General features: G+C 46.3%; 9 protein-coding genes. 5 read left to right on the top strand and 4 right to left on the bottom strand.

All coding sequences use genetic code 11. From position 1 onward, the window contains the following. Nucleotides 1-66: 66 nt before the first annotated feature. Nucleotides 67-561: a hypothetical protein gene (locus ABF87_RS14415; protein ID WP_160829817.1), complete on the bottom strand. Its 495-nt coding sequence runs from the start codon at nt 559-561 to the stop codon at nt 67-69. Between the two features lie 429 nt (nt 562-990). On the opposite strand from ABF87_RS14415, the gene ABF87_RS14410 reads away from it, so the two are divergent. The 3 genes from ABF87_RS14410 (at nt 991) to nudB (ending at nt 3,638) form a co-directional block, all read left to right on the top strand. After that, nucleotides 991-1,305: a zinc ribbon domain-containing protein gene (locus ABF87_RS14410; protein ID WP_160829816.1), complete on the top strand. Its 315-nt coding sequence runs from the start codon at nt 991-993 to the stop codon at nt 1,303-1,305. Nucleotides 1,306-1,382: 77 nt separating this feature from the next. Further along, nucleotides 1,383-3,164 carry an aspartate--tRNA ligase gene (gene aspS, locus ABF87_RS14405; RefSeq protein WP_160829815.1) on the top strand — a complete coding sequence of 594 codons (1,782 nt, stop codon included), beginning with the start codon at nt 1,383-1,385 and terminating at the stop codon, nt 3,162-3,164. A gap of 9 nt (nt 3,165-3,173) precedes the next feature. Further along, complete coding sequence (nudB, locus tag ABF87_RS14400) at nt 3,174-3,638, top strand: dihydroneopterin triphosphate diphosphatase (protein WP_160829814.1); 465 nt, start codon at nt 3,174-3,176, stop codon at nt 3,636-3,638. Here the strand turns inward: nudB and ABF87_RS14395 are convergent. The 3 genes from ABF87_RS14395 to ABF87_RS14385 all read right to left on the bottom strand — a co-directional run bounded on the left by ABF87_RS14395 (nt 3,635) and on the right by ABF87_RS14385 (nt 6,642). Then, on the bottom strand, nt 3,635-4,927 hold the full coding sequence (locus ABF87_RS14395; protein WP_240143712.1) for a SulP family inorganic anion transporter: 1,293 nt from the start codon (nt 4,925-4,927) through the stop codon (nt 3,635-3,637). The two genes, nudB and ABF87_RS14395, sit on opposite strands and share 4 nt — an antisense overlap. 359 nt (nt 4,928-5,286) lie before the next feature. After that, nucleotides 5,287-5,514 carry a hypothetical protein gene (locus tag ABF87_RS14390; RefSeq protein ID WP_160829813.1) on the bottom strand — a complete coding sequence of 76 codons (228 nt, stop codon included), beginning with the start codon at nt 5,512-5,514 and terminating at the stop codon, nt 5,287-5,289. 147 nt (nt 5,515-5,661) lie between these two features. Beyond that, nucleotides 5,662-6,642 (bottom strand): cadmium-containing carbonic anhydrase, encoded by a 981-nt coding sequence (locus ABF87_RS14385; RefSeq protein ID WP_160829812.1) that lies wholly within the window; start codon nt 6,640-6,642, stop codon nt 5,662-5,664. A gap of 512 nt (nt 6,643-7,154) precedes the next feature. Between ABF87_RS14385 and ABF87_RS14380 the strand changes: the two genes are divergently transcribed. Both ABF87_RS14380 and ABF87_RS14375 read left to right on the top strand, forming a co-directional pair. Further along, nucleotides 7,155-8,807: a FecR domain-containing protein gene (locus tag ABF87_RS14380; protein ID WP_160829811.1), complete on the top strand. Its 1,653-nt coding sequence runs from the start codon at nt 7,155-7,157 to the stop codon at nt 8,805-8,807. Then, nucleotides 8,804-11,659 (top strand): EAL domain-containing protein, encoded by a 2,856-nt coding sequence (locus ABF87_RS14375; RefSeq protein WP_160829810.1) that lies wholly within the window; start codon nt 8,804-8,806, stop codon nt 11,657-11,659. Before ABF87_RS14380 ends, ABF87_RS14375 begins: the two co-directional genes overlap by 4 nt. The last annotated feature ends 105 nt before the right edge of the window (nt 11,660-11,764 follow it).

The raw sequence follows: 11,764 nt of genomic DNA, 5'->3' as shown, positions 1-11,764 counted from the left end.
TCGAAAAAGCCAGATCAGGTCACACTTGTGCTAATACAGCTTGAAAAGAATAGTTATTTATTTCACTCATTTTTCTTCACTCGATTTTAAGTTGATAAATATTTTATGTATCAAATTGACTGAATTTGCTTCTAACTTTCCTGGACAGTGGTAGGATGAGGGCATCCAAGGTCCAGGCAAATCTCCGCCTGCTCTGTGATATTTCACTAATTCCCCCAACAATTTCATATCTGATTTTTTAAATATCCTGATGTGATCTCGCCGCATTGCAACTTCTTGTGCTCCTTTCGATACCGGGTGTCCTTTTTTGTAATAATGAATATCCCATTTATAGATATACTCTGGCCCCAGCGCGCTTTCTCCCTGAGTTGGATCATAAAAATTGATCTGCCCATATTTATGATCAAACTTTTCAGGCGGTAGCGTTACCGTTTCATACACCCTAATTCCCCCATCGATAGCGCACAGGCGATCCACTTCTTTGTCCCATCGGGCTTTTTCTGAAAAGAAATTGGCGTAAATAATCGATAACGCCACGATAAGCAGAACTATTTTTTTCATAAACGAAGTTCTAATATTTAAAAGATCAGCGTGTTCCGAACTGCGAAGACAGAGATACATATACTTGTGCGACACAGCGCATTTCTGCACAATCAAAAACCATCAAATTTGCCCCTTTTGAAGGAGAAGCCACCGTCCAGAATGGCGATTGGTCACCCACAACATTGCATACAAAGTGCGCAGATTGTATCGATTAAAAAAATCTAAACAATTGTATTTTGGTACTACTTTTATGATCTAGCGTTAAATAGCGAGGTTTTGGGCATGGGTGGAATAGAAAATTTCCGAGGGATGCTCCTAGTCAGGTGCATCAGTTACTTCACTGTCATCAGGAACAGACTCGGATGAACAGTGCATGACTTTCAATCGTCTATTTTCAATCTAAGGTATAATCCCGGCTTTCTCAATGTTGGATTGTTGGAGGTCTCTATGCCTATTTATGAATATCTTTGCAATTCATGCGGTGCCGAGAAAGAACATCTGCAAAAGATCAGTGATGCGCCGATTGCGATTTGCCCTGTGTGTGGCAGTAATCATTATGTCAAGCGAATTTCCGCCGCAGGATTTCAACTGAAGGGAAGCGGATGGTATGTGACTGATTTCAAGAATAACAAAGCACATTCAACCGAAACCAAGTCGGCTACCAAAGAAAATTCAGACAGCACGCCATCAGCAAGCCCCGCAACTACTGAAGCTACCGTAAAAAAAGAGAGTAGCTCATCTCCTGCTGCGGCGACCGAATGACTGTCTTCCATCTAAATAATGCTCTGAAATAAGCTGAAAACCGTCCATTTCATTCTCAATCAGTTGAAAAAATAGTTATGCGTACAAATTACTGTGGCGCCATTAATACCGGATATCTCGACCAAACCGTAACGCTTTTTGGGTGGGTACATCGGCGTAGAGATCACGGCGGTGTGATTTTCATCGACTTGCGTGACCGTGAAGGTTTGGTGCAGATCGTGTGCGATCCCGACAATGTGGAATCTTTTCAGACTGCAGAGAAAATACGCAATGAATTTGTGCTGAAAATTACCGGTAAGGTGAGAAGACGACCAGAGGGAACAGTCAATACGACGCTGATCAGTGGCGAAATTGAGATTCTGGTCGCCACGATCGATGTGCTGAATACCTCGTTGACGCCGCCATTCCTGATGGACGACGACTCCATCAGTGAGGTGGTGCGGTTGGAGCACCGTTATCTGGACTTACGCCGTCCGGTCATGCAGTCGAATCTGCGCTTACGTCATAAAGTGGCGATGGCGGTACGCGTATTTCTCGATCAACAGGGTTTCTTGGATATTGAAACACCGATGCTGACCAAGTCTACCCCAGAAGGGGCACGCGATTATCTGGTACCGTCGCGCGTCAATGCTGGGCATTTCTTTGCATTGCCGCAATCACCGCAATTATTCAAGCAGTTATTGATGGTGTCGGGGTTCGATCGCTATTATCAGATCACTCGCTGTTTCCGGGACGAAGACTTGCGCGCCGACCGGCAACCCGAGTTCACGCAAGTCGATATTGAAACCTCATTCCTGTCCGCAGATGAGATCATGGCATTGATGGAAGAAATGATACGAGGCTTGTTCAAGTCCGTCATCAATGTGGATTTGCCCAATCCATTCCCACGCCTCACGTACGCCGATGCAATGTTCAAATATGGCTCAGATAAACCGGATTTGCGCGTTTCCCTGGAATTTACCGAACTGACCGATCTGATGAGAGAGGTTACTTTCAAGGTGTTCCGTGAAGCGGCGGAAAAGCCCGATGGTCGCGTTGCGGCGCTGCGCATACCGAAAGGAGCGGAGCTATCGCGTAAAGAAATCGATGACTATACGCAATTTGTCGCAATTTACGGCGCCAAAGGACTGGCGTATATCAAAGTGAATGATGTGGCGGCGGGGGTGGAAGGATTGCAATCGCCGATTCTGAAATTTCTGCCGGAAGATACGATTAAAACGATTTTGGCGCGCACTCATGCACAAAATGGCGACTTGATATTCTTCGGTGCTGACAAAGCCAAGATCGTCAACGAGTCATTAGGAGCACTGCGCATTAAAATCGGCCATCAGCACGGTCATGCTGAATCCGGCTGGAAACCGTTGTGGGTTGTTGATTTTCCGATGTTTGAACGCGATGAAGAAGAGAATCGCTGGCAAGCGCTGCATCATCCATTCACATCGCCTGCGGATGGTCATGAAGATTTGCTGGAAACCGATCCGGGTCGTGCGCTCTCGAAAGCTTACGATATGGTATTGAATGGTTCGGAAATTGGCGGCGGATCGGTGCGGATTCATCGCCAGGACATTCAGTCCAAGGTGTTTCGCGCGTTAAATATTTCTGAGCAGGAAGCACAAGAGAAGTTCGGTTTTCTACTCGAGGCTCTGCAGTATGGCGCCCCTCCCCATGGTGGCATAGCATTCGGACTGGATCGAATTTTGACGATGATGACCGGTTCGGAATCGATCCGCGATGTGATTGCATTTCCTAAAACCCAACGCGCGCAGTGTTTACTCACGCACGCACCCAGCACGGTAGATGAAAAACAATTAAGAGAACTCAATATCCGCTTGCGCCAGATTGAAACCAAACCAGGTTGATGACTAGACGTGCACAAGATTCCGGTTTCTGTTCTGGTGGTGATTCATACGGTCGACTTGCAGGTGCTACTGTTAGAACGAGCTGATCATCCCGGTTTCTGGCAATCGGTTACCGGCAGCCAGGATTCTGGGGAATCGTTATTGCAGACCGCGCAACGTGAAGTATTGGAAGAAACCGGTTTGCATGCTGCCGATTATGCACTGAGCGATTGGCATATTGAGAATCAGTATGAAATCTATGAAGAGTGGCGCTGGCGTTATGCCCCTGGCGTTCGGATCAATACCGAACACGTGTTCGGGTTATGTGTGTCGGCACCGATATCGATTCAGATGGCTGCGCGGGAGCATTTGAATTTTATGTGGTTGCCCTGGCAACAGGCGGCAGAAAAAGTATTCTCAAGCAGCAATGCTGAGGCTATTCGGCACTTGCCATTACGGCTACAGGCCATTCAAAATATTGATACTGCTGGTTAATCCGCACCCCCTCCGCCTGCGAAACGTTGCAGATATTTTTTTATGATGGTCACGGTTTTGACGTGTTGCACTTGATTGAATACGATGTAATTGACCGAACCGTGCAATAGCAATGCCAGCAAAAGCCCTTCAAAAATTCCCAACCGAAAGACGAGCAGTGCACATAGTATCGCCAGGATCAATGCATACTGGCCCTGATAGGCGACATGTGCTAACCCGAGCATCATTTTCCAGCCAGTAAAGATCATAATGACTGCTAGTGAAAATTTAGGCAGGTATTCAAGTAATTGTGTATTGAGTACAAAGAAAAGAATGACCGCGCCCACCACCAGTACCGAGAGTTTTGTGTAGGCCCCGGCCAGTTTATTGGTCGTGCTCTTCGCTAACCCATCCAGATTGGTCATGCCGCCAAAAAAACTCGATCCCATGTTGGCGATCCAGATGGCTAATAAGCTATTGTTGGTATTGCATTTGCGTTGTAACGGATCGATTTTTTCGATGGCGGCATTACTCATGACTTGTTCGATCACATCGATGATGGCGAGCATCAGGGTAAAACCGATCACGTACATCCATATAAAGACATTGTCGAAGTGGGGTAGCGGTAACGACAAGGCTAAAGGGATGTCTTCGACGTGCAGCATCGGCAAGGTTATGAATTGCGCAATGATCGCGCCGGCGGTAATCAGCACGAAATAAGGAATGGCGGGTTGCCTGGCCTGGAATTTTGCGAACAGATACAAAAAAATGCCCAAACTGGCAGTCGAGATCAGAACCATCTGAATGCGTGGCTCATTCCAAAATGCTTCCGATGTCAGGTTCTGAGGTATTTCATAGGTCATCGCAAAAAAATTCACAACGATCTTGAGGCCCACGCCAGCCAATAGCCCTTCCACTAAATATTTTGGAACAGCCACGAGAATATATTTTTGCAAGTCGAACTTCCATATCACCGCTTGGATGAATGCCGTCAGGAAAATGATAAACGCCATATTTTCCATTCCGAAATCCGCGACACCTATTGCCAGAACGGGTGCCAAGCCAGCGGCCACGCCGGGCGCGCCGATATAATTCCCGGGCTTAATCCAGGCATTGACCCAACCGATAAAACAGGCAAAGACAACCGTGGCCAACGCAACTTTGATGGGGTAGTTGGACATCAATGCAATCCCTACCGTCAGTGGAATTGCCATGGTTCCGGTGATAATTCCCGCCTGTAGGTCACGAAACATGTACTTAGTTTGAAAAGCTGCTGATTCTTGCATGATGAAGTGGTGTGCTCTAGTCATTAATGATAATTCATGGCTTATTTACAAAATTATATTATTATTCGATCGAAATAGTAATAACATAACCATTGTTTATGCTATTGAAATATCATAATTTTTATCTATATTGATAAAGATCAATTCATAAGCGAATAAGTGAGTAAATGAATGAGAGAAACGTTCACTTTGGGAGGTGGTGGTGGGGGAGTAAAAGAAAATCCAAATCCAGGGAAAAAAGATCTGATATGGATTACAAGGAGGAGGTAACTGCCTTGGGGTGTACGGATTACTCCGTGTTATTGAAAGAAATTACCGTATTACAATAAAGAAAGTGCAGATTAATTTTGATTAATCTGCACTTGAAAGGAAGGATACATTGATTATTCGTCAGAAACGGCGTCTTCAAATTCCATTGCTTCTAGATCCGTTTCAAGCGCATCCTGAGTTTGAGCATTCAAATGATGAGTTTGGTTCAAAATCTCATCATGCTCCACGGCAGCTGTGTTTATGCCTTCAACGCCATCTCTTGCTAGCGTATTTTCACTTTCTTGATTTACCTCACTACCGTTAGAACCCCAAAGACCTGAAAGCCAATCAAATAAACCCATGGTATTTCTCCTTTAGTTGTAACAACATAAGCTGATAAGTCTGAAGAAATAATCAACGCAAATAAACAGGCATAAGATTGCGTCATTATTGTCTAGGCTGCTGCATTCCCTCCTTTTTGAGTCGATGAATTGATGTATATATCTACATTAAGCGATCGGTATGATACTCAATGAGCCATGTCCTAGAACAGATGCGGTTGCTACATTTTGCAGCGTAATCGCTTTGGCGATGCGGTTCGCGTCCTGCTCAGCACCCGTGGGATTCACATCATTAGCGGCTGTTCCGAACGACCATGCATCAACCACAAATATGTCATATTGAGGGCCGTATTTGGCGCGGATGGCTGAACGGTCTATCGTTGTGCCAGGTTTGGTATTCAATGCAATACCCAGTTCATTGTGCACACCGACAAGTTCCTCGAAAACCGAACCATTATCTTGTGCCGCTTGCAGAATGGATGAACGATCATCGGCAAAAAAATCGGCTTGGTTGATGCGGTTCTTGGCTTGTTGGACGATCGCTTCTTTTTCATTATCTGTCAGATTGATGCCATACTTGCTGACGAGGGATGCAATATCGTTGATGTGTTCAGTGATATGCTGGTAAATGGTCTTTGCCTTTGCGCAAGCGCCACAGCCACAATTGCTATGATCATCTCCATGCACGCCGGTAGCATGACCTTTGGCCTTGAGCATATTGATGATCCGCACGGTCAATTGCGTTTCGGTCGTATCGCTTGCGGTGGAAGCTCCACCGAGATCGCCACCGTATACGATACTGAGGGTGCCTCCTGCGGCACAAGGCGCATGCTTGCGATTACCATCCTTATCGGTACGACCATCGACGCAAATTTCAGGAACCGCACCGTTCACCGGAATGTTAAAAGTACCCGCAGCAATGGCCTGATACATATCATTCACTGTTTGTGAGTCGATGTCGGTGCGATTGGTAGGTCCGATAGTACCTACGCCTAAATTAAATTCGCTTAAAGTGTAATAGCGTGGGGTATTTGCATTCATTGCTTGAGAATTCGATTGCGGTTGCGGATTGCTTGCTGCGCTGGCTGTGGATTCCGATTCTTGACTGCCTGTAAAATGTTTTAACAGATTTTTTAAACTTTCAAACATTTTATATATCCTTTGTAGAAATTGGTCATCTGATCATTCGTTCTCTTCCATATTTGCCATATTCAAATCATTCCAACGATAGGGCAAACCTAGTCAAAACCTGATAATTTAGTTCATTTTTTTTCATTTTTTAATTGAACTAATGAGCTAAACACTAGAATTCTAACACTACTTTTCTTCACAATTGTGAGTAATTCGATATTTTTATTCCGAAAAACCGTCGTGATAGGGTGGCTGATATATTTGTCATAATTTAAAATGCATATGAACGTGTGGGTTATCATTGACTATTTGTGTATGTTTGAGCGCGGGTATCCGCAGTATACTAAGAATATCGTAATGAATAAGATAAATAATTGAATACAATATATAATAATTAATAATGGTTGCTTGATAAGCCTCAATTGTCCAGATCTTATGATGTGTTTCCGGAGAGTTCGATATAATTTTCTCAGAACTCAAGCTTATTGTTTGTAGTAATTCTTGAATACCCCGGAACTGAAAGGAAAACTATGCGATTAAGGTTCTTTAATAACCATTTCAATTTTTTATCTGGAATGATGTGTGCTGCTCTGAGTCTTTTCCCTCTATCGGGAATCGCTGAAGACTGGGTTTATACCGTCCGGCCTGGCGATAATCTCTGGAACATCACTGAGCGCCATCTAAAAAGCATGCATTATGTTTCCGGATTGCAAAAACTCAATCATATCCCAAACCCTTATGTCATTCCTCCCGGAACAGAAATAAAGATCCCCATTGCCTGGACCAAAATACTTCACTCGGCATCAGCTCAAGTGATTAGCGTGCAGGGTGCCGCCACATTAGAGCGTCGTGGTGAACAAAGCAAGCCTATACAGGAAGGTATGCAATTACAAATGGGCGATGCGATAAAGACTGAAAATGATGCATTCGTGACCATCGAATTTGCCGATCGATCGCATTTGCGCGTGCAAGACAATACGTTATTGCAACTGGAGAATATGCAGATTTACGGTGACCATGGACTCGTGGATACACTGATCGATGTACAAAAGGGGAGAACTGAAAATTCGGTACCCAAAAAAACCGACAACGCTACCCGTTTCAGGATCAAAACACCGTCTGCAATCAGTTCGGTGCGGGGTACGGAATTCCGCGTCGGAACCAATGAGGAAGCCGCCATCACGAGCAGTGAAGTACTCGCGGGTAACGTCGAAGTAAGCGGTAAAAAAAGGAGTGTCAGTGTACCTGGGAGATTTGGAACGGTGACGCCGCAAGGGGGCGCACCCGCATTACCGATTAAGCTATTACCTCCACCTGATTTGTCTGAAACAGCCCGTTATTATCAGGCACTGCCACTGAGTATCCAGGTAAAGCCATTGGCGGGTGCATCTGCTTATCGTGCACAAATTGCGCGAGATCAGGCGTTTGAAAATCTATGGTCAGAATTTACTACCGCCAGTTTACCTTTCCGTGATGGCAATATGCCCGATGGCGTCTATTGGCTGCGAGTCAGGGGCATAGATCGAATTTCCCTTGAAGGGCGGGATGCGGTCATTCCATTCGGACTCAATGCACGTCCCGAAATACCGTTTGTCATTGCGCCGTTACCTGGTGGCGTCAGCGCACCGGAAAAGCAGGAGTTCAAATGGACCGCAAACCCTGAAGCTTCCCATTATGCCGTTTTGATTGGACAAGATAGCGATTTTTCTCAACCGATTTATTTTAATCCCGAGATTCGCGATACCAGTCTTAGCCTTATCGATTCTCTGGCACCTGGCCACTACTTCTGGCGCATTTTTTCGGTTTCAGCCACTGAAGGCGCCGGTCCTTTCAGTGATGCGATGGCATTCAGAGTGCCGTACCCTGGGCCATCCCTGGAAAATACCCAACTACAAGAGAACAGCTTGGCATTTGCCTGGCGGGCGGCCGCGGAAAATCAACGCTTTCAGGCGCAGTTCGCACGGGATAACGAATTCACGGATATCCTGCACGATGAATCGACGGCCACGCCCCAATTGACGATTGCCAAGCCGGATAGCGGCACCTATTACCTGCGTATTAAAACGATTGAAGCGGATGGATTCCAGGGTCCATGGGGGCCAGCGCAAGAAATTGACGTGCCGCGCGGCATTTCGTATTGGTTCATGTTATTGATGTTATTGCCATTGCTTGTGCTGATATGATTCTGCCAAGCGATTCAGGAAGATGGGTCGGAGGGTTCATTGCACGCCTGGCGGTCATTCTGATTGGCGTCGCAGGAATGATTCATACCCAGATTCTGGAACGCTTCGATTTCATGATGTATGACAAATTGTCCGCGTTGCAGCGAATGTCAACACATCAGCGAGAAGAAGATGTGGTCATCATTGCCATCGATGATGAAAGTCTGAATGTACTAGGGCGTTGGCCGTGGTCGAGAGGCGTTCATGCTGAATTGATCAATCGCTTGAAAGCGATTGATAATCATGCAGTGGTAATGGATTTGCTGCTGCTAGATGCTCAGGGCAATGATGATCTTGCTGATCGATTATTGGCTGTTGCCATTGCTGCGCATGGCAATGTCATTTTACCGGTAGCCCCCATCATCGACAGTAATACCGGAACATTGACACTTGCTCAGCCGCTTCCGGGCATTTCTCAGCATGCGATTCTTGGTCATGCGGATATTGAATTGGACAGTGATGGAGTGGCCCGCCGGGTTTACTTGTATGCAGGGATCAACGCGCCGAGCTGGTTTGCATTAGCTTTGGCACTGACGGATCCAGCAGCGGCCAAGCAAGCATATCAATCCAGACGTTCCGAACAGGTTGTTGCGGAATCCTTGAATCACTGGGTGCGCGAACAGGAGATGCTGATTCCCTATGCGGTTCAGCCGGATAATATACAGAAAGTGTCGTATGCGAAAGTTTTGTTCGATGATGATGTGCTAGCCAGTCTCCGGAACAAAGCGGTTATCGTCGGAATGACCGCTACCGGCATGGGAAGCCGTTTTGTCACACCGGCATCGCTTTTCAGTCATCAAGCAATGACCGGTGTGGAATGGCATGCGCATGTCTTTTCGATGCTCAAAAATAACCGTGGCGTGCATCCCTTGTCTCCTGACATCATTGCTATTGTGTCCTTGCTATGGATAAGCATCGTTTCAGCACTCGTGGCTGGATTGAAGCGGAATTTCATTTTTACCGTGTTGTGTGTCAGCTTGATTTTTACCGTATTCTCATCGGCGTTGCTGTTGCAGTTCGAGCGCATCTGGTTTCCGCCCAGTGCCGCAGTGCTGGGAATTCTGGCGTTGTATCCGTTATGGAACTGGCGGCGCATCAACTCATTTTTGCGATCGTTTAAGATCACTCGCGCTCATTCCAACACTGCGCTTGAATCCGTGGGTGATGGCGTGATTATCACTGATGCGGTGGATCATATCGTGTATCTGAACAAAGGTGCCGAGAAGATTCTGCGTACTCAGTTTGATCAGATCAAGGGCAAGTTCCTCAGAGAAATTCTCGATCTGTATGCCAAAACCAGCAGCACGTCGATGGCAAGCACCGAAAATCACTTTATGAATGTCAATCTGGATAAACCGGGCATGGTTGAGTGCGCGCTCAAAACAGCGCATGGCAATGAACGAACCGTGCGCATTACGCGCAACCAATTATTTGATGATCATGAAGTCATGATGGGGTCGGTCATTGCGATGACGGATATTACCGACAAAGTCGAATTGACACGCCAGGTGGCGCATCAGCAAAGTCATGATGCACTCACTAAGTTGCCCAATCGCTCGAAACTATTGCTGCACTTTGATCATATGATTCGAGCCATTCATGATACCGACAAAATCATTACGGTATTCTTCGTCACCCTGGATAATTTTAAAAAAATCAACGATGCGATGGGTCATCATGCCGGGGATAAGTTGCTTAAATTGGTTTCTTCGCGGCTTTTTGATTGCGTCCATGCGACAGATGTCATTGCCCGCTGGGGCGGCGATGAATTCGTGGTGTTATCGGATCAGTTGGAAAAAGATAGCTCGGTATTTGAAATGGCTCAGAACATCCTCGATGCGATCAGGCAGCGATTCGAAATCGATGGTTTGGAAGTATTCGTTTCAGTCAGCATCGGCATCAGTTTCTATCCGGATAATGGACTCAATAGTGAAACGGTCGTGGAACGTGCAGGTACGGCCATGTACCGGGTCAAGCAAGATGGCGGCAATCATTTTGGCGTGTATTCGCCTGAATCTTCAATGGTATGGACACGGGATCAACTGGAATTGGAAAAGGAATTGCGTGCTGCCATAAAAAACAGCGAACTTCAGGTATTGTTTCAGCCTATCGTCAATGCACGGTCATATCAGATCGCGCGTATGGAAGCGCTGGTGCGCTGGTCGCATCCCAGGCATGGCTATTTGACGCCGAGTGAATTCATCCCGCTGGCTGAAGATATCGGGCAGATTGAGCAATTGGGAGAGCTCGTTCTCAGAACATCATGCACGGCTGCCTGCCAGCTCTTGCGCATGGGATATCCTGTCAATGTGTCTGTGAATGTCAATCCCCGCCAACTACTGAATAAGAATTTCCCGTCGATCATTGCCCAGGTGCTGCATGAGACCGGTTTACCCGCAAAGTCACTGGTGTTGGAAATCACTGAAAACGCCATTGTTCATAATATGGAGCGCGCCAGCAAAGTTCTGGAAGCAGTTAAGCAGTTGAATATATTGATTGCTCTGGATGATTTCGGCACAGGCTATTCTTCATTGACCCTGCTGCGTGAATTGCCGATCGATATTTTGAAAATTGATAAGTCATTCGTGCGAACATTGGGTGAGAATCCTAATGATCTCAAGATCGTGCAGGCCATTATCGGGCTCGGAAAGAATCTCGGATTGACAGTCATCGCCGAAGGTGTGGAAACGATGAATCAGGTTGAGTTGTTGCTGCAGTATGAATGCCATTTTCATCAAGGATATTACTTCAGCCGGCCGATTCCCTACGAGGCATTGCTTGAGCTTCTGCATGGCAAAGCTAAGCGTGCATGATCAACTTTGCCGAGCAGAAGTTTGCTCGATAAAAATTTTCTTTAATCTCCGTGGGTACAATTCCCCGTCCCTTGGGGGCGAAACGCAGTTAATACCCCGCTGCTT

This window comes from Nitrosomonas sp. JL21, assembly GCF_009833095.1.
Classification (GTDB): Bacteria; Pseudomonadota; Gammaproteobacteria; order Burkholderiales; family Nitrosomonadaceae; genus Nitrosomonas.
Note: the sequence above shows the minus strand (reverse complement) of the source record. Positions and strands in the feature narration are given on the sequence as shown.

Excerpts from the sequence above, each read along its gene's own strand:
- ABF87_RS14410 (WP_160829816.1), top strand. The coding sequence starts at position 991 with ATGCCTATTTATGAATATCTTTGCAATTCATGCGGTGCCGAGAAAGAA.
- ABF87_RS14375 (WP_160829810.1), top strand. The coding sequence starts at position 8,804 with ATGATTCTGCCAAGCGATTCAGGAAGATGGGTCGGAGGGTTCATTGCA.
- ABF87_RS14385 (WP_160829812.1), bottom strand. The coding sequence starts at position 6,642 with ATGTTTGAAAGTTTAAAAAATCTGTTAAAACATTTTACAGGCAGTCAA.
- ABF87_RS14390 (WP_160829813.1), bottom strand. The coding sequence starts at position 5,514 with ATGGGTTTATTTGATTGGCTTTCAGGTCTTTGGGGTTCTAACGGTAGT.
- ABF87_RS14395 (WP_240143712.1), bottom strand. The coding sequence starts at position 4,927 with ATGACTAGAGCACACCACTTCATCATGCAAGAATCAGCAGCTTTTCAA.
- ABF87_RS14380 (WP_160829811.1), top strand. The coding sequence starts at position 7,155 with ATGCGATTAAGGTTCTTTAATAACCATTTCAATTTTTTATCTGGAATG.
- aspS (WP_160829815.1), top strand. The coding sequence starts at position 1,383 with ATGCGTACAAATTACTGTGGCGCCATTAATACCGGATATCTCGACCAA.
- ABF87_RS14415 (WP_160829817.1), bottom strand. The coding sequence starts at position 561 with ATGAAAAAAATAGTTCTGCTTATCGTGGCGTTATCGATTATTTACGCC.